Source organism: Pseudomonas wadenswilerensis (assembly GCF_900497695.1).
GTDB lineage: Bacteria > Pseudomonadota > Gammaproteobacteria > Pseudomonadales > Pseudomonadaceae > Aquipseudomonas > Aquipseudomonas wadenswilerensis.
In genome coordinates, this window is the sequence record NZ_UIDD01000005.1 from 16,375 (window position 1) to 42,759 (window position 26,385).

The 26,385-nt window shown below is 63.5% G+C and carries 27 protein-coding genes; 14 read left to right on the top strand and 13 right to left on the bottom strand.

What is annotated here, in order from left to right; translation table 11 throughout:
* The first annotated feature begins 15 nt into the window (after positions 1 to 15).
* The 3 genes from CCOS864_RS07295 (at position 16) to CCOS864_RS07305 (ending at position 3,639) form a co-directional block, all read left to right on the top strand.
* Entirely contained in the window at positions 16 to 693 is a 678-nt protein-coding gene (locus CCOS864_RS07295; RefSeq protein ID WP_010220390.1) for a response regulator, read from the top strand.
* Positions 690 to 2,045 carry an ATP-binding protein gene (locus CCOS864_RS07300; protein WP_115085716.1) on the top strand — a complete coding sequence of 452 codons (1,356 nt, stop codon included), beginning with the start codon at positions 690 to 692 and terminating at the stop codon, positions 2,043 to 2,045. Before CCOS864_RS07295 ends, CCOS864_RS07300 begins: the two co-directional genes overlap by 4 nt.
* 271 nt (positions 2,046 to 2,316) lie before the next feature.
* Complete coding sequence (locus CCOS864_RS07305) at positions 2,317 to 3,639, top strand: dicarboxylate/amino acid:cation symporter (RefSeq protein ID WP_010220388.1); 1,323 nt, start codon at positions 2,317 to 2,319, stop codon at positions 3,637 to 3,639.
* Between the two features lie 126 nt (positions 3,640 to 3,765).
* Here the strand turns inward: CCOS864_RS07305 and CCOS864_RS07310 are convergent, their stop codons facing one another.
* Complete coding sequence (locus CCOS864_RS07310) at positions 3,766 to 4,260, bottom strand: SprT family zinc-dependent metalloprotease (RefSeq protein WP_115085717.1); 495 nt, start codon at positions 4,258 to 4,260, stop codon at positions 3,766 to 3,768.
* 141 nt (positions 4,261 to 4,401) lie between these two features.
* Positions 4,402 to 5,001 carry a Yip1 family protein gene (locus tag CCOS864_RS07315; RefSeq protein ID WP_010220386.1) on the bottom strand — a complete coding sequence of 200 codons (600 nt, stop codon included), beginning with the start codon at positions 4,999 to 5,001 and terminating at the stop codon, positions 4,402 to 4,404.
* Between the two features lie 266 nt (positions 5,002 to 5,267).
* On the opposite strand from CCOS864_RS07315, the gene ttcA reads away from it, so the two are divergent.
* Both ttcA and CCOS864_RS07325 read left to right on the top strand, forming a co-directional pair.
* A complete protein-coding gene (gene ttcA, locus CCOS864_RS07320) occupies positions 5,268 to 6,092 on the top strand; it encodes a tRNA 2-thiocytidine(32) synthetase TtcA (protein ID WP_115085718.1) in 825 nt (274 codons plus the stop codon).
* A gap of 5 nt (positions 6,093 to 6,097) precedes the next feature.
* Complete coding sequence (locus CCOS864_RS07325; RefSeq protein WP_115085719.1) at positions 6,098 to 6,769, top strand: DNA-3-methyladenine glycosylase I; 672 nt, start codon at positions 6,098 to 6,100, stop codon at positions 6,767 to 6,769.
* Positions 6,770 to 6,850: 81 nt separating this feature from the next.
* Here CCOS864_RS07325 and CCOS864_RS07330 read toward each other — a convergent pair whose 3' ends face one another.
* Genes CCOS864_RS07330 through arsC form a run of 3 tightly spaced genes read right to left on the bottom strand, consistent with a single transcriptional unit; the run spans position 6,851 to position 8,215 of the window.
* Positions 6,851 to 7,267, bottom strand: a complete 417-nt coding sequence (locus tag CCOS864_RS07330; protein WP_115085720.1) for a DUF2069 domain-containing protein — start codon at positions 7,265 to 7,267, stop codon at positions 6,851 to 6,853.
* The gene (gene wrbA / locus CCOS864_RS07335; RefSeq protein WP_115085721.1) at positions 7,260 to 7,865 is read right to left on the bottom strand and encodes an NAD(P)H:quinone oxidoreductase; all 606 of its coding nucleotides are present in this window, start codon (positions 7,863 to 7,865) and stop codon (positions 7,260 to 7,262) included. The genes CCOS864_RS07330 and wrbA overlap by 8 nt, the downstream gene beginning before the upstream one ends.
* Positions 7,862 to 8,215: an arsenate reductase (glutaredoxin) gene (arsC, locus tag CCOS864_RS07340; protein WP_115085722.1), complete on the bottom strand. Its 354-nt coding sequence runs from the start codon at positions 8,213 to 8,215 to the stop codon at positions 7,862 to 7,864. The genes wrbA and arsC overlap by 4 nt, the downstream gene beginning before the upstream one ends.
* An 86-nt stretch (positions 8,216 to 8,301) precedes the next feature.
* Here arsC and CCOS864_RS07345 point away from each other — a divergent pair, with 86 nt between their 5' ends.
* On the top strand, positions 8,302 to 8,766 hold the full coding sequence (locus CCOS864_RS07345; RefSeq protein WP_115085723.1) for a TlpA disulfide reductase family protein: 465 nt from the start codon (positions 8,302 to 8,304) through the stop codon (positions 8,764 to 8,766).
* Between the two features lie 99 nt (positions 8,767 to 8,865).
* Here CCOS864_RS07345 and CCOS864_RS07350 read toward each other — a convergent pair whose 3' ends face one another.
* The 4 genes from CCOS864_RS07350 to CCOS864_RS07365 form a co-directional block, all read right to left on the bottom strand.
* Positions 8,866 to 9,270, bottom strand: coding sequence for an META domain-containing protein (locus CCOS864_RS07350; RefSeq protein WP_415842500.1), 405 nt, complete (start codon positions 9,268 to 9,270; stop codon positions 8,866 to 8,868).
* The gene (locus tag CCOS864_RS07355; RefSeq protein WP_115085725.1) at positions 9,267 to 9,704 is read right to left on the bottom strand and encodes a hypothetical protein; all 438 of its coding nucleotides are present in this window, start codon (positions 9,702 to 9,704) and stop codon (positions 9,267 to 9,269) included. Before CCOS864_RS07355 ends, CCOS864_RS07350 begins: the two co-directional genes overlap by 4 nt.
* 31 nt (positions 9,705 to 9,735) lie before the next feature.
* The gene (locus CCOS864_RS07360; protein WP_115085726.1) at positions 9,736 to 10,725 is read right to left on the bottom strand and encodes a 2-hydroxyacid dehydrogenase; all 990 of its coding nucleotides are present in this window, start codon (positions 10,723 to 10,725) and stop codon (positions 9,736 to 9,738) included.
* Between the two features lie 76 nt (positions 10,726 to 10,801).
* Positions 10,802 to 13,555 (bottom strand): response regulator, encoded by a 2,754-nt coding sequence (locus CCOS864_RS07365; RefSeq protein ID WP_115085727.1) that lies wholly within the window; start codon positions 13,553 to 13,555, stop codon positions 10,802 to 10,804.
* Positions 13,556 to 13,768: 213 nt separating this feature from the next.
* Here CCOS864_RS07365 and CCOS864_RS07370 point away from each other — a divergent pair, with 213 nt between their 5' ends.
* From CCOS864_RS07370 to CCOS864_RS07400, 7 genes are all read left to right on the top strand, one after another.
* The gene (locus CCOS864_RS07370) at positions 13,769 to 14,485 is read left to right on the top strand and encodes a response regulator transcription factor (protein WP_115085728.1); all 717 of its coding nucleotides are present in this window, start codon (positions 13,769 to 13,771) and stop codon (positions 14,483 to 14,485) included.
* On the top strand, positions 14,457 to 15,827 hold the full coding sequence (locus CCOS864_RS07375; protein WP_115085729.1) for a sensor histidine kinase: 1,371 nt from the start codon (positions 14,457 to 14,459) through the stop codon (positions 15,825 to 15,827). The genes CCOS864_RS07370 and CCOS864_RS07375 overlap by 29 nt, the downstream gene beginning before the upstream one ends.
* 212 nt (positions 15,828 to 16,039) lie before the next feature.
* The gene (gene cysM / locus CCOS864_RS07380; protein WP_115085730.1) at positions 16,040 to 16,942 is read left to right on the top strand and encodes a cysteine synthase CysM; all 903 of its coding nucleotides are present in this window, start codon (positions 16,040 to 16,042) and stop codon (positions 16,940 to 16,942) included.
* On the top strand, positions 16,942 to 18,300 hold the full coding sequence (gene rlmD, locus CCOS864_RS07385) for a 23S rRNA (uracil(1939)-C(5))-methyltransferase RlmD (protein ID WP_115085731.1): 1,359 nt from the start codon (positions 16,942 to 16,944) through the stop codon (positions 18,298 to 18,300). Before cysM ends, rlmD begins: the two co-directional genes overlap by 1 nt.
* 99 nt (positions 18,301 to 18,399) lie before the next feature.
* The gene (gene relA, locus CCOS864_RS07390; protein WP_115085732.1) at positions 18,400 to 20,640 is read left to right on the top strand and encodes a GTP diphosphokinase; all 2,241 of its coding nucleotides are present in this window, start codon (positions 18,400 to 18,402) and stop codon (positions 20,638 to 20,640) included.
* A gap of 101 nt (positions 20,641 to 20,741) precedes the next feature.
* A complete protein-coding gene (gene mazG / locus CCOS864_RS07395) occupies positions 20,742 to 21,572 on the top strand; it encodes a nucleoside triphosphate pyrophosphohydrolase (RefSeq protein ID WP_115085733.1) in 831 nt (276 codons plus the stop codon).
* A gap of 23 nt (positions 21,573 to 21,595) precedes the next feature.
* Entirely contained in the window at positions 21,596 to 22,135 is a 540-nt protein-coding gene (locus tag CCOS864_RS07400; protein ID WP_115085734.1) for a DUF2058 domain-containing protein, read from the top strand.
* 45 nt (positions 22,136 to 22,180) lie between these two features.
* On the opposite strand, the gene CCOS864_RS07405 is transcribed toward CCOS864_RS07400, so the two are convergent.
* The 4 genes from CCOS864_RS07405 to purM all read right to left on the bottom strand — a co-directional run bounded on the left by CCOS864_RS07405 (position 22,181) and on the right by purM (position 24,982).
* The gene (locus CCOS864_RS07405) at positions 22,181 to 22,363 is read right to left on the bottom strand and encodes a hypothetical protein (protein ID WP_010220364.1); all 183 of its coding nucleotides are present in this window, start codon (positions 22,361 to 22,363) and stop codon (positions 22,181 to 22,183) included.
* A 188-nt stretch (positions 22,364 to 22,551) separates the two neighbouring features.
* Positions 22,552 to 23,262 carry a DUF3108 domain-containing protein gene (locus CCOS864_RS07410; RefSeq protein ID WP_115085735.1) on the bottom strand — a complete coding sequence of 237 codons (711 nt, stop codon included), beginning with the start codon at positions 23,260 to 23,262 and terminating at the stop codon, positions 22,552 to 22,554.
* 8 nt (positions 23,263 to 23,270) lie between these two features.
* The gene (gene purN / locus CCOS864_RS07415; protein WP_115085736.1) at positions 23,271 to 23,924 is read right to left on the bottom strand and encodes a phosphoribosylglycinamide formyltransferase; all 654 of its coding nucleotides are present in this window, start codon (positions 23,922 to 23,924) and stop codon (positions 23,271 to 23,273) included.
* A complete protein-coding gene (gene purM / locus CCOS864_RS07420; protein ID WP_115085737.1) occupies positions 23,924 to 24,982 on the bottom strand; it encodes a phosphoribosylformylglycinamidine cyclo-ligase in 1,059 nt (352 codons plus the stop codon). Before purM ends, purN begins: the two co-directional genes overlap by 1 nt.
* A 346-nt stretch (positions 24,983 to 25,328) precedes the next feature.
* Between purM and CCOS864_RS07425 the strand changes: the two genes are divergently transcribed.
* Complete coding sequence (locus tag CCOS864_RS07425) at positions 25,329 to 26,378, top strand: DUF2066 domain-containing protein (RefSeq protein WP_115085738.1); 1,050 nt, start codon at positions 25,329 to 25,331, stop codon at positions 26,376 to 26,378.
* Positions 26,379 to 26,385 lie beyond the last annotated feature (7 nt).

The following is a 26,385-nucleotide window of genomic DNA, read 5'->3' on the forward strand; positions in this document are numbered from 1 at the left end:
GGTCTGGAGGAGCGTATGAAACTGCTGGTGGTCGAGGATGAAGCACTTTTGCGTCATCACTTGTACAGCCGCTTGACGGAAAGCGGGCATGTGGTCGAAGCGGTGGCCAATGCCGAGGAGGCCCTGTACCAGGCCGAGCAGTTCAATCATGACCTGGCGGTGATCGACCTGGGCCTGCCGGGCATGAGCGGGCTCGACCTGATCCGCCAGTTGCGGTCCCAGGGCAAGAGCTTCCCGATCCTGATCCTCACCGCCCGCGGCAACTGGCAGGACAAGGTCGAAGGCCTGGCCGCCGGCGCCGACGATTATGTGGTCAAACCCTTCCAGTTCGAAGAGCTCGAAGCCCGCCTCAACGCCTTGCTGCGCCGCTCCAGCGGCTTTACCCAGTCGACCATCGCCGCAGGCCCCCTGGTGCTTGACCTCAATCGCAAGCAGGCAACCCTCGACGAACAGCCCCTGGCGCTGACCGCCTATGAATACCGCATCCTCGAATACCTGATGCGTCATCACCAGCAGGTGGTGGCCAAGGACCGCTTGATGGAGCAGCTGTATCCGGACGATGACGAGCGCGATCCGAACGTCATCGAGGTGCTGGTCGGCCGTTTGCGGCGCAAGCTTGAGGGCAGCAACGGCTTCAAGCCGATCGATACCGTGCGTGGCCTGGGCTACCTGTTCACCGAGCGTTGCCGATGATCCGTTCGCTACGCCTGCGTCTGATGCTGGCGGCCGCGGTGCTGGCGCTGCTGTTCATGCTCGGCTTGCTGCCGGCCTTGCAGAAGGCCTTCAGCCTGGCCTTGCAGGAGTCGATCGAGCAGCGCCTGGCGTCGGACGTCACCACGTTGATTTCCGCCGCGCGCATCGAGGGCGGCAACCTGCAGATGCCGGTGCTGTTGCCCGACGAGAAATTCAACCTGCCCGACAGCCGCCTGCTCGGCTACATCTACGACCGCCAGGGCAACCTGGTGTGGCGCTCTCGGGCCACGGCGGACGAGAACATCAACTACACCCCGCGTTACGACGGCCGTGGCAACGAATTCGCGCGAATTCGCCAGGACGATGGCGAGGAGTTCTTCGTCTATGACGTCGAGGTCAAGCTGCTCGGCGGCAAGACCGCCGCCTTCAGCATCGTTGCCCTGCAGCCGCTGCGCGAATACCAGCACACCCTCGATGGCCTGCGTGAGAAGCTCTACCTGGGCTTTGGCGCAGCGTTGCTGGCTTTGCTGGTGCTGCTCTGGGCCGGTCTGACCTGGGGCCTGCGTTCACTGCGGCAGATGAGCCGCGAACTCGATGATGTCGAATCCGGTGCCCGCGAAGGCCTGAGCGGCGAGCATCCGCGTGAACTGCTGCGCCTGACCGACTCGCTCAACCGCCTGCTGCGCAGCGAGCGTGAGCAGCGCCGGCGCTACCGCGATTCGCTGGGCGATCTGGCCCACAGCCTGAAAACCCCGCTGACCGTGCTCCAGGGGGTCAGCGAAAGCATGGCCCAGCGCCGCGAAGACCGTGAACAGGCGCGGGTGCTGCAAAGCCAGATCGAACGCATGAGCCAGCAGATCGACTATCAGCTGCAACGCGCCAGCCTGCGCAAGAGCGGCCTGGTGCGCCACCAGGTGCAGTTGCGGCCGTTGCTCGACAGCCTGTGCAGCACCCTGGCCAAGGTCTATCGCGACAAACACGTGCACATCAGTGTGGATGTGCCGGCGAATGCGATGGTGCCGGTGGAGCAGGGCGCCTTGCTCGAACTGCTTGGCAACCTGCTGGAAAACGCCTACCGCCTGTGCCTGAACCAGGTGCGCATCAGTCTGCAGGCGGGCGAAACGCAGGTGGTGCTGTGTATCGAGGACGACGGCCCGGGTGTGCCGCCCGATCAGCGCGAGCGCATCCTGCAGCGTGGCGAGCGTCTCGACCGGCAGAACCCGGGGCAGGGCATTGGCTTGGCGGTGGTCAAGGACATCATCGAAAGCTACGACGCGACCTTGACCCTCGATGACTCGCCACTGGGCGGTGCTGCCTTTCGCATTCGCTTCGAGTTGGAAAGAAATACCTAGGCGGATTACCGCCATCATTGTCGGATTCTTTTCCGTGGCGTGCGGAAAACCGCCAACCCCATCGCGTCAACCTGCAACCTCGTTGTGCATTGCAGCCCCGTAAAACCGGGGCTTGCACCGTTAAAGCGCATTTTGGCATCGGGCTTGCTATGGACTCATCAGAGTTCTGCCAGGCAGCTCGACACAACAAATCCCTCCAGTGCAGGAGGGTTCGCGCTTTAGGTACCCCGCATCCTGGGAAGGATGGGCCGGTACCCTTGAGGAATTAGCCATGACGACGCGTCAGCCACTGTACAAATCGCTGTATATCCAGGTGTTAGTAGCGATCACCATCGGTATCCTGCTGGGCCATTACTACCCTGAAACCGGCGTGGCCCTGAAGCCGCTGGGTGACGGGTTCGTCAAACTGATCAAAATGGTCATCGCCCCGATCATCTTCTGCACCGTGGTCAGCGGCATCGCCGGCATGCAGAACATGAAATCGGTCGGCAAGACCGGTGGCTACGCGCTGCTCTACTTCGAAATCGTCTCGACCATCGCCCTGATCATCGGCCTGGTCGTGGTCAACGTGGTCAAGCCTGGCGCCGGCATGCACATCGACGTCAGCACCCTGAACGCCAGCAGTGTGGCCGCTTACGCCGCCGCCGGCGCGCAGCAGACCACCGTGGGCTTCCTGCTCAACATCATCCCCAACACCGTGGTCGGCGCCTTCGCCAACGGCGATATCCTGCAAGTGCTGATGTTCTCGGTGATCTTCGGCTTCGCCCTGCATCGCCTGGGTGCCTACGGCAAGCCGCTGCTGGACCTGATCGACCGCTTCGCCCATGTCATGTTCAACATCATCAACATGATCATGAAGCTGGCGCCAGTCGGTGCCTTCGGTGCCATGGCCTTCACCATCGGCCAGTACGGCGTCGGTTCGCTGGTGCAACTGGGCCAGCTGATGATCTGCTTCTACGTCACCTGCGTGCTGTTCATCCTGGTGGTGCTCGGCAGCATCGCCCGCGCCCACGGCTTCAGCATCCTCAAGCTGATCCGCTACATCCGTGAAGAGCTGATGATCGTTCTGGGTACTTCTTCTTCGGAGTCGGCGCTGCCACGCATGCTGACCAAGATGGAGCGTCTGGGCGCGAAGAAATCCGTGGTAGGCCTGGTGATCCCGACCGGCTACTCGTTCAACCTCGACGGTACCTCGATCTACCTGACCATGGCCGCCGTGTTCATCGCCCAGGCGACCGACACCACCATGGACATCACCCACCAGATCACCCTGCTACTGGTGCTGCTGGTGGCTTCCAAAGGTGCTGCGGGCGTTACCGGTAGTGGTTTCATCGTGCTCGCCGCGACCTTGTCGGCTGTTGGCCATCTGCCGGTTGCCGGCCTTGCGCTGATCCTCGGCATCGACCGCTTCATGTCCGAAGCCCGCGCCCTGACCAACTTGATCGGTAACGCCGTGGCCACTGTGGTCGTGGCCAAGTGGGTCAACGAGCTGGACGAAGACAAGCTGCAGGCCGAGCTGGCTTCCGGTGGTTCGCCACTGACTGACACCCGTCCGATGGATGACCTGGGCGTGGCTGAAGGTCCTGCTCGCTAACAGGCAGGCTGCGTAACGCAAAAAGCCCATCTTCGGATGGGCTTTTTTGTGTCTGCGGGGGGGCTTCGTCGCGGGGCAAGCCCGCTCCTACAGATGGGGTGGGAGCGGGCTTGCCCCGCGATGCTTTTACTCCACCCGGGTCTCGCCGCTATACACCAGGGTATTGCGGCAGCGCCGGCACAGGTACCGCCGCCCCTGGCGCACCAGGCTGTGGCGTTGGGCCGAAAACGGGAAGTCGCTGCCGGCACAGGGGCAGCGGTAGATATAGCGGGTCACCGTGCGGCGCTTGACCGCGTAGTTGTGGCAACGGTGCGGCGGCAGCTCGTACACGCCGCGCATGATCAATTGCCATTCCTCGCCATGGGGCTGGATGCGGTCGCCAAACAGCTGGTGCGCAACCAGGTGGGCGACCTCGTGGGGCACCGTCTGTTTGAGGAAGTCGTCGCTGTTCTCGCGGTACAGCTGCAGGTTGAAGCGCAGCAGGTTCTCGTGCAGGTGCGCGACGCCGGCCTTCTGTCCGCGCAGCTTGAAGCTGACTTCGGGGCGCGGGAAGGGGCGTTTGAAAAAGGTTTCGGCTTGCTGGTAACAGGTTTCGACGCGGGATTTGAGCAGTTCGGGCATATCGGGGAACACTCCTGGCCGATAATTATGCCGCAACCGCGGCGGCGCTGCCGAGCCACCTGTCAGCGCACAGCATCAGGCCGCCTTGCGGCGGCCTGAAGGTTGTTGCACCTATGTTGCCGTTGATTCTAATGGTTTGGGTTAGTTGGTGTAGACGGGCCCCACGCCCAGTCCCCAGACAATCACGGTAAAGGCCATGATGGCGACCAGCACCACCAGCCCTACCGCCAGTACCGAACTCGAGAACAGAAAGCCCTCATCGGAAGGAATGTTCATGAAAGTCGGCAGGCCGACATACAGCAGATAAACCGTGTAGCACACCGCGGCGGTGCCGACGATCATGCCCAGCCACAGGTGCGGGTACAGCGCCGCCAGGCCGCCAATGAACAGCGGCGTTGCGGTGTAGGTGGCAAAGGCAATGCAGCGCGCCAGGCTGGGGTTGGCGTCGTAGGTGCGGGCCATCCAGTGGATGAACGCGCCCATCACCGCCACGCCGCCGAGCATGGCCAGGTAGGACATGATGGTCATCCACAGTGCGCTTTCCTGGGTCAGCATGACCGGGGCGCGATCGCCAATGACCCAGCCGACCTGGGTGGTACCGATAAACGCCGAGATCGCCGGGATCGCGGCGAGGATCAGCGTGTGGGTCAGGTACATGTGGCTGATGCTTTCTTCTTCACCGCGTATTTCTTTCCATTCCTGATCGGGATGGGTAAATAGCCCAACAACGTGATGGATCATGCCGGTCACTCCTTCGTTGTTGCCATCGCCCCCCAGTGGAGCGCTTGCGGCCCCAAGTCTGGGCCAGAGGTTGGAGGTCACCTTTGTGTGGCCTTATGTCGCAGTATAGAAAGGCGTTCGCCGCACAAAGCCGGCTTTTTAGAGCAAATCGCGCTGTCAGGGGCCTGCTTAATCACAATGCAGTCTTTATCGGATTGGCCTACGCCCACCTGCGGTTTAAGGGTAAAATGTTCGGCTTTTGTCACACCTCGCGGATTCCAAGCGCTATGGGCACCCTTTCGGTCAACCAGAACAAACTGCAAAAACGCCTGCGTCGTCTCGCCGGCGAAGCCATCACCGACTTCAACATGATCGAAGACGGTGACAAGGTCATGGTCTGCCTGTCCGGCGGCAAAGACAGCTACACCATGCTCGATGTTCTGCTGCACCTGCAGAAAGTGGCGCCGATCAAGTTCGACATCGTTGCGGTGAACATGGACCAGAAGCAGCCGGGCTTCCCCGAGCACGTGCTGCCGGCCTACCTCGAGACGCTTGGCGTCGAGTACCACATCGTCGAGAAGGACACCTACTCGGTGGTCAAGGAATTGATCCCGGAAGGCAAGACCACCTGCTCGCTGTGCTCGCGCCTGCGTCGCGGTACCCTGTACACCTTCGCCGACGAGATCGGCGCGACCAAGATGGCCCTGGGGCATCACCGCGACGACATCGTCGAGACCTTCTTCCTCAACATGTTCTTCAACGGCACCCTCAAGGCCATGCCGCCCAAGCTGCGTGCCGATGACGGGCGCAACGTGGTGATCCGCCCGCTGGCCTACTGCAGCGAGAAGGACATCCAGGCCTACTCGGACATGCGCGAATTCCCGATCATCCCGTGCAACCTCTGCGGCTCGCAGGAAAACCTGCAGCGTCAGGTGGTCAAGGACATGCTGGTGGAGTGGGAGCGCAAGACCCCGGGGCGTACCGAGAACATCTTCCGTGGCCTGCAGAACGTGGTGCCGTCGCAACTGGCTGACCGCAACCTGTTCGACTTCACCAGCCTGAAGATCGACGAGACCGCCACCCCGCGCTTTGTCGACGTGCTGAACATCTGACGGCCATGCGCGATTACCACTGGCTGCATGAGTACTGCCTGAACCGCTTCGGCTCGGCCGCCGCCCTCGAAGCGCACCTGCCCCAGGCGAAAAGCCCCGAGCAGTTGCGCGCGATCGGCGCCGACCGTTACCTGTCGACCCTGGCCCTGCGGGTGTTTCGCGCCGGTTTGAAGCACAGCCTGGTGGACGCCAAATGGCCGGCCTTCGAGCAGGTGTTCTTTGGCTTCGACCCGGAAAAGGTCGTGCTGATGGGCGCCGAGCACCTGGAGCGGCTGATGCAGGACACGCGGATCATCCGCCACCTGGGCAAGCTCAAGAGCGTGCCGCGCAATGCGCAGATGATCCTCGATATCGAGAAGGAATTCGGCAGTTTCGGTGCGTTTATCGCCGACTGGCCGGTGACCGATATCGTCAGCCTGTGGAAGTACCTGGCCAAGCATGGCAACCAGTTGGGCGGGCTGTCGGCGCCGCGCTTCTTGCGCATGTGCGGCAAGGACACGTTCATCCCCACCAATGACATGGCTGCGGCGTTGATCGCCCAGGACATCATCGACAAGCCGCCGACCAGCCAGCGCGATCTGGCCCTGGTGCAGGATGCCTTCAATCAGTGGCATGCCGAGAGTGGGCGGCCGTTGTGCCAGCTGTCGGTGATGCTGGCGCATACCGTCAACCACTGAGATCGGTGGTGCCATCATCGCTGGCAAGCCAGCTCCCACAAAACCCTGTGGGAGCTGGCTTGCCAGCGATGGATTCAACTCTTAGTTCGAACCTTCCCCCGCCAGCCGCCGCTCATACTGAAAGCGCCAGCGCACATACAGCAGGGCACTGACGAACAGCGCCAGGCTGATCGCCACTTCCAGCCAGCCGAACAGTGCCCGGGCCGGGTCGAACGCGGCCAGCACGCCCTTGATGAAGTACAGGTTGACCACAAAGCAGGTCCAGGCGTGGGCGCGGGCGTTGCCCAGGAGCATGCCTGGCAACAGCAGGACCAGCGGCACCAGTTCAATCGCCAGGATCACCCCGACCCGCGCACCGTGCAGGTCGGCGAACAGCAGGTTGTTCAGGGTCAGCAAGGCGATCAGGCCGAAAAAGCTCGCCAGGCTCAGCGCCCGGGTCAGGCGCAGGCGCGGCGTCAGCCATGCGATCGGGGGCAGCACCTTGGGCTTTTTAGCCACGGCCGTTCTCCAGCAGGTTGGCGGTGGTCGCCAGGCGCTGGCCAAGGGCGCGGCACAGGGCGATTTCGTCGGCATCCAGATCGCGCTTGCCGTCGGCACCGGCATGGTGGCTGGCGCCGTAAGGGGTGCCGCCGCCGCGGGTTTCCAGCAGCGCCGACTCGCTGTAGGGCAGGCCCATGATCAGCATGCCGTGGTGCATCAGCGGCAGCAGCATCGACAGCAGGGTCGATTCCTGGCCGCCGTGCAGGCTGGCGGTGGAGGTGAACGCCGCCGCCGGCTTGCCGACCAGGCCGCCGCTCAGCCACAGGCTGCTGGTGCCGTCGATGAAGTACTTGAGCGGCGCGGCCATGTTGCCAAAGCGCGTCGGGCTGCCCAGGGCCAGGCCCGAGCAATGGCGCAGGTCGTCCAGGGTAGCGTACAGCGCGCCGGTATCGGGGATGTCCGGGGCTACCGCTTCGCACTCGGTGGAAATCGCCGGTACGGTGCGGATGCGCGCTTCCAGGCCGGCCATCTCGACGCCGCGGGCAATTTGCCGGGCCATCTCGCTGGTCGAGCCGTGACGGCTGTAGAACAGGATCAGGATGTACGGCGCGCTCACGGCAGGATCTCCAGCACCTTCTCCGGTGGCCGGCCGATCACGGCTTTATCGCCGGCAATCAGGATTGGCCGCTCGATCAGCTTGGGGTGCTGGACCATGGCTTCGATCAACTGCGCCTCGCTGAGGCTGGCGTCGGCCAGGTTGAGCGTTTTGTATTCGTCTTCACCGCTGCGCAGCAGCTGGCGTGCACTGATGTTCAGCTTGCCGAGCAGGGCCTTGAGTTCGCTGGCAGTCGGCGGGGTTTCCAGGTAGCGCACCACGGTCGGGGCCAGGCCGCGGGCTTCGAGCAGCTCGAGGGCGCCACGGGATTTGGAGCAGCGCGGATTGTGATAGAGGGTCAGGTCAGTCATGTTCGGGTCGCATCCAGCAGGGTGTGGCGGCTATTCTAACCGCAGCGACTTCGCATTTTGCTTGAATCTTCGAGAAGGATTGACCCATGACAAGGCGTTTGGCAGCAGCACTGGCCATCACCGCGAGCCTGTTGCTCGGCGGATGCGGTGCAGATTACGGTCTGGACCAGCACGGCCAGGCAGTGAAAGCCGAGCAGATTGAAGGGCACTGGCTGGTGCTCAACTACTGGGCGGAATGGTGCGGCCCGTGCCGCATAGAAATTCCCGAACTCAACGCTGCTGCCAAGCAATGGCAGGGGCAGGGCGTGCAGGTGCTCGGGGTGAACTTCGACGGCCTGCAGGGAGAAGACCTGAAAAAGGCCAGCGAAGCGCTGGGCATCGGCTTCACGGTGCTGGCCAGCGACCCGGCCGAGCGTTACCAACTGCCGCGTAGTGAAGCCTTGCCGGTGACCTACATCATCGATGACAAGGGCAAGGTAAGGGAGCAGTTGATGGGCGAGCAGACGCTTGAGGGTTTGAACCAGAAGATCAAGGCGCTCAAGGGCGCTTGACAGCAGATTCAAGCTACAAGCGACAAGCTGCAAGATAGAGCAAGACCGCGCACAGTCTGCTTTTACTTGCTGCTTGAAGCTTGTGGCTTGCCGCTTAAGTCAGCCTTCCTCAGGCCAGAAACGCAGTGGCTTGCCCTCGGCCGGCCAGAAGCGCACCTGCTCGATCGGCGAGATATCCCAACGCTGCACGGTTTCCAGCGCCTGGAGGAAGCGTTTTTCCTGCTCCATCAGCGCCGGCGCGCACAGCTTGCGGGTACTGCCGACCTTGCCGAAGGTCAGCTTGTCGCCGTCCAGCTGGTAAGGCGCGAACCAGTGGTTGCAGCCGGCATTGCCATAGGCGCGGCCGTCGGTGGCCAGGGTCAGGGTCAGGTGGCTGTAGTCCATTAGCGGACGCTCGCCAATCCACTCCAGCAGGTAGCTACGTTCCTGTTCCAGCTTCATCGGCTCGGCGGCGCAACCCAGCAGGGCCGTGCCGGTCAGGGCTGAGAGCAACAGCGTTTTCACTGGGCCGTCTCCTTGCATTTCGGGCACAGGTGTTTGTCGCCGCGGCTGATCCAGCCGAGTTCGGCGATGCGCGCAGTGGCGGCCGGTTGCTGGGCTTTTTTGCCCAGTTTGGCGTCGACCGCGAACTCGAAGTTCAGGGTTGCCTGGCAGCTGTCGCAGTTGACGTCCCAGGTATGGATCGCCAGCTCGCCGAACACCGGGCCACTGGCCACCGCGACCCATTGGCCGGTCGGGTTGATCAGGTGGCGCACGGATTCCACGGTCAGGCGCATGGACAAATCCTTGCTGCCCTTGAGGGTCACCAGCAGAACGTCGTTCTTCTGGATCGAGCCGCCGTTGCCGGTCACTTGATAGCGGCCCGGCACCAGGGCGCGGCACTCGATCAGGGTGTGTTGCGGGTTAAACAGGGTGTAGCGGAAATCGTGTTCGACCATGGGTCCTCCAAATCTGCCGCGTATCCTAGCATCAACCCTCGACCAAGTTCTGCGGATTGCCCGCCGCCCAGCGGGTTATGTTGTCCAGGGTGGTGGCGGCAATGGCAGCCAGCGCCTCGCGGGTGAGGAAGGCCTGGTGGGCGGTGACGATCACATTGGGGAAGGTCAGCAGCCGCGCCAGCACGTCGTCCTGCAATGGCAGGTCGGAGCGGTCTTCGAAGAACAGCTGGGCTTCCTCTTCATAGACATCCAGCCCCAGGTAGCCGAGCTGGCCGCTTTTCAGCGCCTCGATCAGCGCCGGGGTGTCGACCAGGGCGCCGCGGCCGGTGTTGATCAGCATGGCACCGGGTTGCAGGTCGGCAAGGCTCTGGGCGTTGATCAGGTGACGGGTGTCGTCGGTCAGCGGGCAGTGCAGGCTGATGACCTGCGCCTGGCGTAGCAGCTCCGGCAGGCTCAGATAGCGCGCGCCCAGCGCCAGCAGTTCGGGATTGGGGTAGGGGTCGTAGGCCAGCAGCTGGCAACCGAAACCGGCCATGATCCGCGCAAAGGCCGCGCCTATCTGCCCGGTGCCGACCACGCCGACGGTCTTGCCGTGCAGGTCGAAGCCGGTCAGGCCGTGCAGGGTGAAGTCGCCTTCGCGGGTGCGGTTGTAGGCCCGGTGCAGGCGCCGGTTGAGCGCCAGGATCAGCGCCACCGCATGTTCGGCCACGGCGTGGGGCGAGTAGGCGGGCACCCGCACCACGGCCAGGCCCAGGCGTTTGGCGGCGGCCAGGTCGACATGGTTGTAACCGGCCGAACGCAGGGCGATCAAGCGCGTGCCGGCCGCCGCCAGGCGTTCCAGTACGCCAGCGCCGAGGTCGTCGTTGATGAAAGCGCAGACCACTTCATGGCCGGCGGCCAGCGCTGCGGTGTCTGCGGTCAGGCGTGCAGGCTGGAAGTGCAGCTCAAGCCCCGGCACGGCTGTGGCGCTGGTGAAGCTGTCCTGGTCGTAGGCCTGGCTGCTGAAAAACAATACGCGCATGGGGTCTTCCTGAAGGCTTTGCCTGAAAGTTTAACCAAGGGGCAAGGATCAAGGCTTGCCCCAGGTCAGCCAGGGTTCAGGCGCTCATCCGCGCCTGGGCCGTGAGCCGGGTGATGGCCCGGTCCAGTTCGTCGAGGGCTTGCGGCGCTTGCGGGTCATCCTGCTTGAGCAAGGTTTCACTGCGTTGGCAGGCCGCACGCAATTGTGGCACCCCGCAATAGCGCGAGGCACCATTGAGCCGGTGCACGCGCTCGATCATGCCATTGCGGTCAGCGACCTCGCGGGCCGCACGAATCGCTTCGCGGTCGGACTCCAGCGACGCCAGCAGCATGGCCAGCATGTCGGCGGCCAGGTCCGGCTTGCCGGCTGCCAGGCGCAAGCCTTCCTCCGGGTCGAGCACCTTGAGTTCGCTGCTGTCCGGCGTGGATTCCAGCGAGCGTTCCTGGCGCGGTGCGCCCAGGGCCAGGCCGGTCCATTTGAGCACCACCTGGGCCAGTTGTCGTTCGCTGATCGGCTTGGTCAGGTAGTCATCCATGCCGCTGTGCAGCAGGGCGCGTTTTTCGTTGGCCATGGCGTGGGCGGTGAGGGCGACGATCGGCAGGGGCGCGCCGCTCTGGCTGCTTTCCCACTGGCGGATCTGTTCGGTACATTCGCGCCCGTCCATGCCGGGCATCTGCACGTCCATCAGCACCAGGTCGAAACGCTCGTCCTGCACCGCCTGAACTGCCGCATAACCGCTGTCGACCGCCAGCACTTCGGCACCGAGGTCTTCCAGCAGGGTTTGTACCAGCAGCAGGTTGGCCGGATTGTCGTCGACGCACAGCACCTTTGGCAACGGCTGGTCGGACACCGGCTTGCTCTCGCTGCCCGGACGCCGCGGCTGGACCATCTCGACCAGCGCCCGGCGCAGCTTGCGCGTGCACGCAGGCTTGGCCTGCAATTGGCCGTGGGCGTTGGGCAGGTACGGATGATAGAGCGCCTGTTCGGTGGTCGGGCACAGCACCAGAGCCTGGCAGGCCAGGTGCTCCAGTTGCTGGATGTACTGGCCGAGGCGTTCCGGCGAGACGCTGTCGAGGTTGACCCCGAGCACCGCCAGCTCGAAGGGTTGCCCGGCCAGGGTGGCGGCTTCGACCGCGTGCAGCAATTGTTCGACGGTGGCGAACAGGCTGACGCTCAGGCCGCAGTCTTCCAGTTGATGCTCCAGGGCCTGACGTGCCAGTTCGTGGCTGTCGACAATCGCAACCCGGCGGCCCACCAGCGGTTGCATGGGCAGGTCTTCGGCATCGTCGCGGGCCTTGGGCAGGCTCAGGCTGACCCAGAACTGCGAACCTTCGCCGGGGGTGCTGTCGACGCCGATCTCGCCGCCCATCTGTTCGATCAGGCGCTTGGAAATTACCAGGCCCAGACCGGTGCCGCCGGGCTGGCGCGACAACGAGTTGTCGGCCTGGCTGAAGGCCTGGAACAGCGCCCGCACATCCTGGCTGGACAGGCCGATACCGGTGTCCTGAACGCTGATGCGCAGTTGCACGCTGTCTTCACGTTCCTCTTCGAGCATGGCCCGGGCAACGATGGTGCCTTCGCGGGTGAACTTGATGGCGTTGCTGACCAGGTTGGTGAGGATCTGCTTGAGCCGCAGCGGGTCGCCGACCAGCGACAGCGGCGTATCGCGATACACCAGGCTGACCAGCTCCAGCTGTTTGGCATGGGCGGCCGGGGCGAGGATGGTCAGGGTGTCCTGGATCAGGTCGCGCAGGTTGAACGGGATACTGTCGAGCACCAGCTTGCCGGCCTCGATCTTGGAGAAGTCGAGGATCTCGTTGATGATTCCCAGGAGGCTGCCGGCGGACTTTTCGATGGTGCCCAGGTAGTCGAGCTGGCGCGGGGTCAGTTCGCTTTTTTGCAGCAGATGAGTGAAGCCGAGGATGCCGTTTAGCGGCGTACGGATCTCGTGGCTCATGTTGGCGAGGAACTCGGACTTGATCCGGCTGGCCTCCAGGGCTTCCTTGCGCGCCATGTCCAGCTCGATGTTCTGGATCTCGATGGTTTCCAGGTTCTGGCGTACGTCTTCGGTGGCCTGGTCGATACTGTGCTGCAGTTCTTCATGGGCGTTGTGCAGGGTTTCGGCCATGCGGTTGATGCCCGCAGCCAGCTCGTCCAGTTCGTAACTGCCCATTTGCGGCAGGCGTTCTTCCAGGTTGCCATCTTTTAACTGGGTGACGGCGTACTTGATCTGGCCGATCGGGCCGTTGATCGTGCGGCTCATGCGCAAGGCCAGCAGGGCAGTGGCGGCCAGCCCCAGCAGGATCAGCAGCAGGCTGGTGAACAGGCTGCGATAGCCGCGCAGCAGGGTGCCGTCGTGGGACAGCTCGATTTCCACCCAGCCGAGCAGGCGGTCGGCTTCACCTGGGATCAGCTCGCCGGCCAGGTCGCGGTGGCGGCCGAACACCGGCAGCAGGTAACGGGTGGCGTCATTGCCGGTGCGTTGCAGCAACTGCGTGCCACCGCCGGTGGGCGCCTGGTTGAGCATGCTCGGGCCGGCGTGGGCCAGGGCGTTGCGGTCGGGGCCGAGGAAGGCCACGGCACGCACGTCGGACTGCTCCAGGGCCTGGGCGGCGATACGCTCCAGCTGCGCCGGGTCGTGTCGCGCCAGGGCTGGCGCCACCAGCGGGGCCAGCTGCTCGGCAATCATCTTGCCGCGTTGCAGCAGTTGGGTCTGCAGCTCGCTCTGCTGCAACCAGGTGAAGTAGCCGCCCAGTACCAGCGCCATCAGGCCGGCTGGTAACAAGGCGAGCAACAGCACGCGGCTTCTGATCCCCAATCTATTCAGCACGCCACTCTCCTGTGCCCGGTAAGCGCTGTAAGCCTCCGCCAGCTCCTGCTGACGGACCAAGTCGGAAAAGTACCGCGCCTACTCGCGTAATGCACTCATTTGTATCTGCTTTTGTCGATTGCCAACTATAACCGGGGCTTTGGTCCAGCCCTGGTTGCCTGCACGCAGTGAATAACCAATAATCGCGTGATTGAGAATTGCTAGCATCGGCCAATGACTCCTGTATCTATTAGCACCTCCAACATCCTTGCCATCGAGGACGATCCGGTCCTGGGTGCGTACCTGCGTGAGGAGCTGCAACGCGGCGGCTTCAAGGTCACCTGGTGCCAGAATGGCCGCGATGGCCTGCAGGTCGCGCAAAACAGCTGCTTTGACGTGGTGCTGATGGACATCCTGCTGCCCGGCCTCAACGGCCTGGATGTGCTGGCGCAGCTGCGCCAGAGCAGCTCGACGCCGGTGATCCTGATGTCTGCGCTGGGCGCCGAGGCCGACCGCATCACCGGCTTCCAGCGCGGTGCCGATGACTACCTGCCCAAGCCCTTCAGCATGATCGAGCTGCAGGTGCGCATCGAGGCGATCCTGCGCCGGGTGGCGCTGGAGCGGCGCCATCAACAACCCGTACAGGTACAGGCCGGGGAACTGCGCTTCGATGAAGAGGCGTGCGATGTCTGTTATGGCGAGCAGTGGGCGGGGCTGACCCTCAGCGAGTACCGCCTGCTCGACACCCTGCACCGCAGCGATGAAGAGGTGCTGAGCAAGGCCTTCCTTTACCAGCAAGTGTTGCAGCGCGGCTATGCCCGCCACGATCGCAGCCTGGACATGCATGTCAGCCAGATCCGCCGCAAGCTCAAGGCCATCGGTTACCTCGAGCGCGAGGTGCGCACGGTGTGGGGCAAGGGTTATGTGCTTAGCGGCGCCGAGGTCAACTGAAGTGCCGAACCGTCATTCATTGTTCTGGAAACTGGCCATCCTGCTGGTCGGCTTCTGCCTGTTGATGATCGGCCTGAGCTGGACCTGGGGCCGGCATATGGAAACCCAGAATGCCTTTCTGTCCGAGGTGGCCAAAACCACCCTGCAAGGCTATGCCGGCGAGGCCGAGCAGGCCTGGTCGCGAGGAGGGCAGGCAGGTATCGACGCCTGGCTGGCGGCAGTTCGCGAACAGGAGCCCGGCTGGGTCGGGGTGATAGGCCCGGACCTGCAGTCGTTGAGCAGCACGCCGCTCAACGAGGTTGAAAGCCGGCGCCTGACCTTCCTGCGCGGAATCGACTGGCCGGTGAGCCCGCGCTCGATCGGCATGCCGTGGATGCGCTTGCCTTTCCCGCAGCAGCCGCACCTGGGCACCCTGGTCATGGAGCTGCCGCAACGTCTGGCGCCGGGGCAGTACCGGGTACTGTGGCGAGTAGTGACCAACGGCATCATCCCCGGGCTGTTTACCTTGCTGCTATGTGTCGGCCTGTACCGCATGCTGATTGTGCCGTTGATCCAGTTGCGAGAGCAGGCCAATGCCTGGCGCGCCGATCAGCTCTCGGCACGGGTCGCCAGCAGCACCACCAGCCGCCAGGACGAACTGGGCGAGCTGGGCCGCGCCTTCGATGACATGGCCGAACGCCTGCAGGGCACGGTGGCCCTGCAACAGCAGCTGTTGCGCGACCTTTCCCACGAACTGCGCACGCCCTTGAGCCGCTTGCGCGTGGCTTGCGACAGCGAGGCTGATGCCGGCCAGCTGCGCGAGCGCCTGGGCCGCGAAATCGACTGCATGCAGCGCCTGGTCGAGGATGCACTGCAGCTGGCCTGGCTCGACACCGAGCGGGCGCCGATGAGCAAGGAGCCGATCCAGGTCCAGGCTCTGTGGGAGATGCTGGCTGAGGATGCCTGCTACGAAAGTGCCTGGCCCGGGGCGCAACTGCACTGTGCGCTGGACGCCTCGTGCTGGGTGCAGGGTAACCTCAACAGCCTGGCCCAGGCCCTGGAAAACATTTTGCGTAATGCCATTCGGCATTCGTCAGCCGGTGGCGTGATTCGCCTGGACGGGCGGCGTCAGGGCGATGACTGGCTGATCTGGCTGGAAGACCAGGGCGGTGGGGTAGCGGAAAGTGAGCTTGAGCGTATTTTCGCGCCCTTTACCCGGCTGGACGGTTCGCGCCCGGGCGATGGTGGCTTCGGGCTGGGCCTGAGCATTGCCCGCAATGCCATCGTCCGCCAGGGCGGGCGTCTGTGGGCGCAAAACACCGGCCAGGGCCTGCGGCTGAACATGCAACTGCCGGCGGTGTGATCCTGGGGCCGCTTCGCGGCCCATCGCCGGCAAGTCCGGCTCCCACAGGTACTAGGGGCATGCAAATCCACTGTGGGAGCTGGCTTGCCAGCGATAGGGCCGTAAACTCTTGCTTATAGCTTGCAGCTATAACCCCAACACATTGCGTGATATGGGCAAATCCCGTTTGCCGGTATGATAGGCGCCCCCGCAGTCTGGATTGCGAATACGCCATGACCTTGCAGTACCCAACCATCGCCGATTGCGTCGGCAACACGCCTCTGGTCCGCCTGCAGCGCATTGCCGGCGAAACCAGCAATACCCTCCTGCTCAAGCTCGAAGGCAACAACCCGGCAGGCTCGGTCAAGGACCGGCCGGCGCTGTCGATGATCACCCGCGCCGAACTGCGTGGGCAGATCAAGTCGGGTGACACCCTGATCGAAGCGACCTCGGGCAACACCGGCATCGCTCTGGCCATGGCGGCGGCGATCAAGGGTTACAAGATGATCCTGATCATGCCCGACAATTCCAGTGCCGAGCGCAAGGCGGCGATGACCGCCTACGGTGCCGAACTGATCCTGGTCAGCAAGGAAGAGGGCATGGAAGGTGCCCGCGACCTGGCCGACCGCCTGCAGGCCGAAGGCCGTGGACTGGTGCTTGACCAGTTCGGCAATGTCGACAACCCTGAAGCCCACTATGTGAGCACCGGCCCGGAAATCTGGCGCCAGACCCAGGGCACCATTACCCATTTCATCAGCTCCATGGGCACGACCGGCACCATCATGGGCTGCTCGCGCTACCTCAAGGAGCAGAACCCGGCGGTGCAGATCGTCGGCCTGCAGCCGATGGAAGGCTCGGCCATCCCCGGCATCCGCCGCTGGCCGCAGGAATACCTGCCGAAGATCTACCAGTCCGAGCGCGTTGACCGCGTGGTCGACATGGCCCAGAGCGAAGCCGAAGAAACCACCCGCCGGTTAGCCCGCGAAGAGGGCATTTTCTGTGGCGTGTCCTCCGGTGGTGCAGTGGCAGCCATGCTGCGCCTGTCCCGCGAGCTGGAAAACGCCGTGATGGTGGCGATCATTTGCGACCGTGGCGACCGTTACCTGTCGACCGGCATTTTCGATTCAGTGAACTGATGTCCAAGAACAAACGTAACAGCGGCCTGCGCTTTCAGCCGGCCGGTGGCACCCGCGCGCCACAGATCCCCACCGGCAAGAAACAGCGCCTGAGCATCGAGCGCCTCGCTGGCGACGGCCGTGGCATTGCCTTTCTCGACGGTCGCACCTGGTTCGTCAGTGGCGCCCTGGCCGAGGAAGAGGTCGAAGCGCGGGTACTCAATACCCACGGCAAGGTGGTCGAGGCCCGCCTGGAGCGGGTGTTCAATGCCAGCCCGGCGCGCCGCGAGGCCCCGTGCAAGCACTTCGACCGCTGTGGCGGCTGCAACCTGCAGCACTTGCCCCATGCCGATCAACTGGCGCTCAAGCAACGCCTGCTGGCCGAACAGTTGCAGCGGGTCGCGGGCGTGCAGCCCGAGCACTGGGCTGCGCCGCTGACCGGGCCGGAGTTCGGCTACCGGCGCCGGGCACGGGTTGCGGTGCGTTGGGACAACAAGGCGAAACATCTCGACGTCGGATTTCGCGCCGAAGCCAGCCAGGACATCGTCGCCATCGACGACTGCCCGGTGCTGGTACAACCCTTGCAGTCGATCATGCGTCACCTGCCCACGCTCTTGCGCAGCTTGAGCAAACCGCAGGTGGTTGGCCACGTCGAGCTGTTCAGCGGTACCGCGCTGGCGCTGCTGTTGCGTCATACCGGGCCCTTGGGGGACGGCGACCTGGCGCGCCTGCAGGCGTTCTGCGCGCAGGCGGGTGTACAGCTGTGGTTACAAGGCGAGGGTGAACCTTCACCGGTGGATGCGGGTCAGAGCCTCGGTTTTCGTCTTGAACCCTGGAACCTTGAATTGGCGTACCGGCCCGGCGATTTCGTCCAGGTCAACGCCCAGGTCAACACCGCGATGATCGAGCAGGCCTTGGCCTGGTTGGCGCCGCAAGCCGATGAACGCGTGCTCGACCTGTTCTGCGGTCTGGGCAACTTTGCCCTGCCGCTGGCCCGGCAGGCGCGGGAAGTGGTGGCGGTGGAAGGGGTGCAGGCGATGGTCGAGCGGGCGGCAGCCAATGCTCGTAGCAACAATTTGCATAACACGCAGTTTTTTCAGGCCGATTTATCGCAGCCTTTGGCGGCGTCGGGCTGGGCCGCAGGAGGCTTTTCTGCGGTACTCTTGGACCCACCGCGTGACGGTGCATTCGAGGTTGTGCGAAAAATCGCAGACCTCGGCGCAAAACGTCTTGTTTATGTATCGTGCAACCCGGCGACCCTGGCCCGCGACACCGTCGAACTGGTCAGGCAGGGTTACCGGTTAAAAAGTGCCGGGATTCTCGACATGTTTCCTCAGACGGCGCATGTCGAAGCCATGGCGTTATTCGAAGCGGGTTAGCCAGGCTGACGCGTTCGGCGCTGCACCTTGGGTCCGGCAGGGGCAGCACCAGTGATTTCAAGCGCATCGCGAATGCGCTGTAGGGAAAGGTAAACAAAGATGGTACAGGTGAGAGTGCACCAGCCGGTCAACACCGACGGCAGTATCAATCTCGAAGCATGGCTGGATCATGTGGTGAGCGTCGACCTGGCGCTGGACCGGGAGGCCCTCAAGGCCGCTTGCGAGTTCGCCCAGGACATCGAGAAGAAGGGCAACCCGGCCAAGCATTCCTGGGCCGATGGTACGTCGAGTTTCCAGGCCGGCCTGGAAATCGCCGAAATCCTTGCCGACCTCAAGCTCGACCAGGACTCGCTGGTCGCCGCGGTCATCTACCGCGCCGTACGCGAAGGCAAGGTGACCCTGGCTGAAGTCGGCCAGCGCTTTGGCCCGGTAGTCTCCAAGCTGATCGACGGCGTGCTGCGCATGGCCGCCATCAGCGCCAGCCTCAGCCCGCGCCAGTCGCTGGTGCTGGGCTCGCAGGCGCAGGTCGAGAACCTGCGCAAGATGCTCGTGGCCATGGTTGACGACGTCCGTGTGGCGCTGATCAAGCTGGCCGAACGCACCTGCGCGATTCGCGCGGTCAAGGGCGCCGACGACGAGAAACGCAACCGCGTCGCCCGCGAAGTGTTCGATATCTATGCGCCGCTGGCCCATCGCCTGGGCATCGGTCATATCAAGTGGGAGCTGGAAGACCTGTCCTTCCGCTACCTCGAACCCGATCAGTACAAGCAGATCGCCAAGCTTCTGCACGAGCGCCGGCTGGACCGCGAGCGCTTCATCAGCGACGTGATGAACCAGCTGCAGAACGAGCTGCTGGCCACCGGGGTCAACGCCGACATCAGCGGCCGGGCCAAGCACATCTATTCGATCTGGCGCAAAATGCAGCGCAAGGGTCTGGAATTCAGCCAGATCTACGACGTGCGCGCGGTGCGCGTGCTGGTCCCGGAAATGCGCGACTGCTACACCGCGCTGGGCATCGTGCACACCCTGTGGCGGCATATCCCCAAAGAGTTCGACGACTACATCGCCAACCCCAAGGAAAACGGCTACCGCTCGTTGCACACGGCGGTGATCGGTCCGGAGGGCAAGGTCCTCGAGGTGCAGATCCGCACCCACGCCATGCACGAAGAGGCCGAGCTCGGCGTCTGCGCGCACTGGCGCTACAAGGGCACCGACGTCAAATCCAGCTCCAACCACTACGAAGAGAAAATCTCCTGGTTGCGCCAGGTGCTGGAATGGCACGAAGAGCTGGGCGATATCGGTGGCCTGGCCGAACAGCTGCGGGTCGATATCGAGCCGGACCGGGTCTATGTGTTCACCCCGGATGGTCACGCCATCGACCTGCCCAAGGGCGCCACGCCGCTGGACTTCGCCTACCGGGTGCACACCGAGATCGGCCACAACTGCCGCGGGGCGAAGATCAACGGCCGTATCGTGCCGCTCAACTACAGCCTGCAGACCGGTGAGCAGGTCGAGATCATCACCAGCAAGCACGGCAACCCCAGCCGCGACTGGCTGAACTCGAACCTGGGCTACGTCACCACCTCGCGGGCGCGGGCGAAGATCGTCCACTGGTTCAAGCTGCAGGCTCGCGACCAGAACGTCGCCGCCGGCAAGACCCTGCTCGAACGCGAACTCAACCGCCTGGGCTTGCCGCAGGTCGACTTCGAACGCCTGGCGGAAAAAGCCAACCTGCGCGCTGCCGAGGACATGTTCGCCTCGCTGGGTGCCGGTGACCTGCGCCTGGCGCACCTGGTCAACGCCGCGCAGCAACTGGTGGAGCCGGAGCGCAGCGATCATGTCGAGTTGGTACCGCGCAAGGCTACCGGCTACAAGCCGGGCAAGCGTGGCGACATTCAGATCCAGGGCGTCGGCAACCTGCTCACGCAGATGGCCGGTTGCTGCCAGCCGCTGCCGGGCGATGCGATCGTCGGTTACATCACCCAGGGCCGCGGCGTCACCATCCACCGCCAGGACTGCGCCTCGGTGCTGCAACTGGCCGGGCGCGAGCCGGAGCGGATCATCCAGGTCAGCTGGGGCCCGGTGCCGGTACAGACCTATCCGGTGGATATCATCATCCGTGCCTACGACCGTCCGGGCTTGCTGCGAGACGTCTCCCAGGTCTTGCTCAACGAGCGGATCAACGTGCTGGCGGTCAACACCCGCTCGAACAAGGAAGACAACACCGCATTGATGTCGCTGACCATCGAGATTCCTGGCCTGGATGCCCTCGGGCGCTTGCTGGGGCGGATTTCGCAACTGCCGAACATCATCGAGACGCGGCGTAACCGTACGCCTTGAGGCCCTATCGCCGGCAAGCCGGCTCCCACAGGAAACAGGTTGCTCCGATCCTGTGGGAGCTGGCTTGCCAGCGATGAGGCCAGACCTGAGAGAGCCTTTTGATGTACACCCTAGACGACCTGCTCCACCTCATGGCCCGCCTGCGCGACCCGCAGTATGGCTGCCCGTGGGACCTCAAGCAGACCTACGCGACCATCGTCCCCTACACCCTCGAAGAAGCCTACGAAGTCGCCGACGCCATCGAGCGCAGCGACTTCGAGCACTTGCAGGGCGAACTCGGTGACCTGCTGTTCCAGGTGGTTTACTACAGCCAGTTGGCGCGCGAAGAAGGCCGTTTCGAATTCGACGGAGTGGTCGACAGCATCACCCGCAAGCTGATCCGCCGTCACCCGCATGTGTTCCCCACCGGCGAGCTCTACGCCGCGCTCGACACACCCAAGCTCGACGAAACCCAGGTCAAGCAGCGCTGGGACGAGATCAAGGCCCAGGAGCGCGCCGAGAAGGGCGAGCCCGAGCAGTTGTCGTTGCTCGATGATGTGCCGGCAGCGTTGCCGGCCTTGTCGCGGGCGGCCAAACTGCAAAAGCGCGCGGCCCGGGTCGGTTTCGACTGGCCGGATGCCTTGCCTGTGCTGGACAAGGTCCGCGAAGAGCTCGATGAAGTGCTCCAGGCCATGGCCGACGATGACAGCGTGGCCCTGGCTGACGAGCTCGGTGACCTGCTGTTTGCCGCAGTGAATCTGGCCCGGCACCTGAAGGTCGACCCGGAAAACGCCCTGCGCGGGGCCAACAGAAAGTTTGAGCGACGTTTCCGTTTTATCGAACAGGCATTGCGCGACATAGGCCGTCCGATTGAAGATTGCACCCTCGAAGACATGGATGCGCTCTGGGGCGAAGCCAAACGTCAGGAAAAGAACCTGCCCAGCTGCGGCTGAGCTGTTGCATAAGTGAGTGAACGATGAGCCTTTCCCTTCGCGACCAATTGCTCAAGGCCGGTCTGGTCAACCAGAAACAGGTCAAGCAGGTCAGTAAAGAACAGAAGAAACAAAAGCGCCTGGAGCACAAAGGCCAGGTCGAGGTCGACGATACCCAGCAGCGGCTGGCCAAGGAAGCCATGGCCGAGAAGGCCAAGCGCGACCAGGAGCTCAACCGCCAGCAGCAGGAGAAGGCCGAGCAGAAGGCCCGCGCCGCCCAGGTCAAGCAATTGATCGAGGTCTCGCGCCTGCCCAAGCTGACCACCGAGGACTACTACAACTTCGTCGACGACAAGAAGGTCAAGCGCCTGTCGGTCAACGCCCTGATGCGCAGCAAGCTGAGCAGTGGTTCGCTGGCCATCGTTGCCCATGGAGGCGGTTACGAGGTGATCCCCCGTGAGGCGGCGCTGAAGATCCAGGAGCGCGACCCGCAGCGTATCGTCCTACTCAACACCCAGGTTGAAGAGCCGGATGCCGACGATCCGTACGCGGCCTACGTGATCCCTGACGATCTGATGTGGTAATGACGACAAACCCCGCTTCGGCGGGGTTTGTTTTTTCTGGAGGGGTTATTGCTGTTGCCGTCTGGTCTCGAGGTATTCCAGCTCGATGCGGTAGCTGTGGGCCTCATGTTCATTGTGGAACATGCCGACCAGCTCGCCCTGCTGATGCACATCCCAGATGCGCACGCCTGCAGCCAGGCCTTCGTGAGACATTTTGCTTTCGTCGCGCTCAGTTACTTTGACAGTCATCTGCAAACTCCACTTTCAGTTAACTGCGGCACCGTGTCGCAGGTCTCTTTTATAGAATTTGTTAGCAGGCTAAGTAAATGACTGGCGCATGAAACATCTTTCATGTCGGTAGCAGCGCGCTCCTACCAAGGGTGTAAAAAGAAACCCCGCACTTGGCGGGGTTTCGGGTGTTACCAGCAGTCAGGCTATCAGTTGCCCTTGACCGCCTTGCCATCGACCGTGCCGTCCTGCAGCACGATCACGTACTCCTTGCCGTCGGTCTCGACCTGGCGCAGTTGCACCAGCAGGTAATCCCAGTCCTTGGCGAACCACAGCTCGGTGATGCGCTTGCTCTGGCTCGGGTCGCGCACGCGCTCGACCTTGATGGCATCGACCTGGCCAGTCTTGGTGGTGACTTTTTCGGTGCCCAGGACGCGGAAGTCGTAGGTATCGATCTCGTCGCCATCGACCACCTGGTAGCTCACGCTCTTCTTGCCCGCTGCCACGTCATGCTGCAGGGCCAGTTGATAGGTGGACTTGTCCAGCACGCCGCGGTTGAGGGGCAGGTTGATCGCGTCGCCGCGGTCAGTACCGGTGATCTTCTTGGTCGTCCAGTCGAAGTCCAGGTCAACTTTCTTGGCTTTGCCCAGGCCGCCACGTTCGAAGTGGTAGGTCTTTGGCAGCAGGGTGTCCTTGTCCAGAGTCAGGGTACTTTGCTCAATCAGGCTGGCGATCATCATCGACGCCTTGAAATTGAGGTTCCAGGTACCGTTGGCGTTCTTTTCCAGGCTGCGCTCGGCAGTGCCGCTCATGGGCAGCTGCTTCCAGTCGGCGGTGTAGCTGGCCGAGAAAGGCTTCAGATCGGCTGCCTGCAACGGCAACGCGAGCACGGCGAGAGCGAAGAGCAGGGCGCGACGCATAATTTCTCCTAGGGTCGAATCAAGTGGCCGCTGGCCGCCAGAGGCTGGCCATCCAGTAGAGCACCGTGTTCGCCCAGGCGCAAACGGCCTTCGGCAAACCAGCGCACCGCCAGCGGATAGATCAGGTGTTCCTGGCTGTGAACCCGCTGTGCCAGACGTTCTGGCGTGTCATCCAACTCTACCGGTATTACTGCCTGTACGACCAGCGGCCCGCCGTCGAGTTCCTCGGTGACGAAGTGCACGCTGCAGCCATGCTCGGCATCACCGGCTTCCAGCGCCCGTTGATGAGTGTGCAGGCCTTTGTACTTGGGCAGCAGGGAAGGGTGGATGTTCAGCAGGCGGCCCTGGTAGTGACGGACAAAACCGGCACTGAGGATGCGCATGAAACCGGCCAGCACCACCAGCTGCGGCTGGTAGCCATCGATCAGCTCGACCAGCGCCGTGTCGAACGCCTCGCGGCCGTCGAAGGCCTTGTGGTCGAGCACGGCGGTGGCGATGCCGGCGTCTTTGGCACGCTGCAGGCCATAGGCGTCGGCGCGGTTGGAGATGACCGCGCAGATCCGCACCGGGCTGTCGCCGGTGCGGGTGCTGTCGATCAACGCTTGCAGGTTGCTGCCGGTGCCGGACAACAGCACCACGACATCACAGGTCTTGCTCGGCATCAGTGTGCCTTGACGTTCTTCAGCTCGACCTGGGCAGCGCCTTCGGCGGCGACGCCGATCTGGCCGATGACCCATGGCTGCTCGCCAGCTTCACGCAGGACCTTCAGGGCGTTATCGACCTGGTCCTGGGCGACGCAGATGACCATGCCGACGCCGCAGTTGAGGACACGGTGCATTTCGTGCTCGTCGACGTTGCCTTGCTGCTGCAACCAGTTGAACACCGCCGGGCGCTCCCAGCTGGCCACGTCAACCACGGCCTGGGCGCCTTTTGGCAGTACCCGCGGGATGTTGTCGAGCAGGCCGCCACCGGTGATGTGGGCCATGGCCTTGACCGCGCCGGTGTCCTTGATCAGCTTGAGCAGTGGCTTGACGTAGATGCGGGTCGGGGCCATCAGCAGTTCGGTCAGCGGCTTGCCGTCGAGCTGCACGGTTTCGATGTCGGCACCGGAGACTTCGATGATCTTGCGGATCAGCGAGTAGCCGTTGGAGTGTGGGCCGGACGATGGCAGGGCGATCAGCGCATCACCGGTGGCAACCTTGGAGCCGTCGATGATTTCGGCTTTTTCCACCACACCGACGCAGAAGCCGGCCAGGTCGTAGTCTTCGCCTTCGTACATGCCTGGCATTTCAGCGGTTTCACCGCCAACCAGGGAGCAGCCGGCCAGTTCGCAGCCAGCGCCGATACCGGTAACCACGGTGGCGGCAACGTCGACATTGAGTTTGCCAGTGGCGTAGTAGTCGAGGAAGAACAGCGGCTCGGCACCGCAGACCACCAGGTCGTTGACGCACATGGCGACCAGGTCCTGGCCGATGCTGTCGTGCTTGTTCAGGTTCAGTGCCAGGCGCAGCTTGGTGCCGACGCCGTCGGTGCCGGAGACCAGAACCGGCTGCTTGTAGCCGGCCGGGATCTCGCAGAGGGCGCCAAAACCGCCCAGGCCGCCCATGACTTCCGGGCGCGCCGTGCGCTTGGCAACGCCTTTGATGCGTTCGACCAATGCTTCACCGGCGTCGATGTCTACACCGGCGTCCTTGTAGCTCAGGGAGGGTTGCTTGCTCATGATCCAGGCCTTTAGGGGGGAGGGATTCAGGGGAATCGACCGTGACCTGCCAGGCAAGGCGGAGGGAATCCGGCTGCCTGACCGTCGCCGGTCTGCGAAGGCGCGCGATTTTATCAGGGTTGCCCGGTAGCGGCCATCCTCAGGCCGACGGGCAGAGCCTTTATTCTTGCGAAAAATACGCTTTAACAGTGCGCGACTGGTTGCCACGGCGCAGGCTGTATAAGGTATAGCAAAGGCGATGGGCAGAATTTACCGCCAGCGGTTGAATGTTTTACCGGGTGCTGCGGTCTGAGCTGCGTCCGTTTTTGTCGCCCTCGCTTCTTTATTACCAGGACAGGAATCCTCCATGCGTTTGCGTAACTACCTGGCCGCCGGCTGTCTGGCCCTGTTCGGCCTCTCGGCTCAGGCCGAAACCCTCTCCGGCCTGTATCAGGTCCGCGAGCCGGTCAACGGCCAGGGCGCCGAAGCCCGTACCCAGGCCACCGGAAAAGCCCTCGAGACCCTGGTGCTGCGCCTGACCGGCGATGCCAAGGCCGCGCAAAGCCCGGGCCTGGCTGCGCTGCGTAAAGACCCGCAACAGATCATCAGCCAGTTCGGTTTCGAGGCCGGTCCGCCGGAAACCGTGCTGGTCGACTTCGATCCCGGCAGCACCGAGCGCGCCTTGCGCCAGGCCGGCCTGGCCCTGTGGGGCAACAACCGGCCGTCGATCCTCGGCTGGTGGTTGAACGACAGCACCGAGGGCTCGAGCCTGGTCGGCGACGGCCAGGGCAGCGCCGAACCGCTGCGCCGTGCAGCCCAGCACCGTGGGCTGCCATTGCGGCTGCCATTGGCAGACTTGCAGGAGCAACTGGTGGCGACCGGCAAGAACCTTGAAGGCACTGACCCGGCGCCGCTGCGTGAGGCCTCCGAGCGCTATGGCGCCGATGCCTTGCTGGCGGTGCACGCCAGCGAAGCCGATGGCAAGTGGCAGGGCAAATGGCGCCTGTGGCTGGGTGACCAGCGCGAGCAGGGCACTGTCGAGGCTGCTGACCAGGCTGCCCTGGCCGATGCGGTGATGCTTGCCGTCAGCAATCGCCTGGCCCCGCGTTTCGTCGCCCGTCCAGGCGCCAGCAGCGAAATGCAGGTGCAGGTCCAGGGCATGACCCTGGAGCGTTATGCCGAACTGGGCCGGGTGCTCGAACCTTATGGTGCGCGACTCAAGGTGGTGCAGGGCGACACCCTGACCTACCAGGTCACCGGCAATAGCGATCAGCTGCGCGCGCAACTGGGCCTGGCCAAACTGCAGGAACTGCCGCCCGAAGCGCCAGCGGCACCTGCCGCCGTCGATCCGGCCAATCCCGGGGCAACCCAGGCCGCCGCCCCACAACCCTTCAACGGGCTGCGTTTTCGTTGGTAACCCCTGA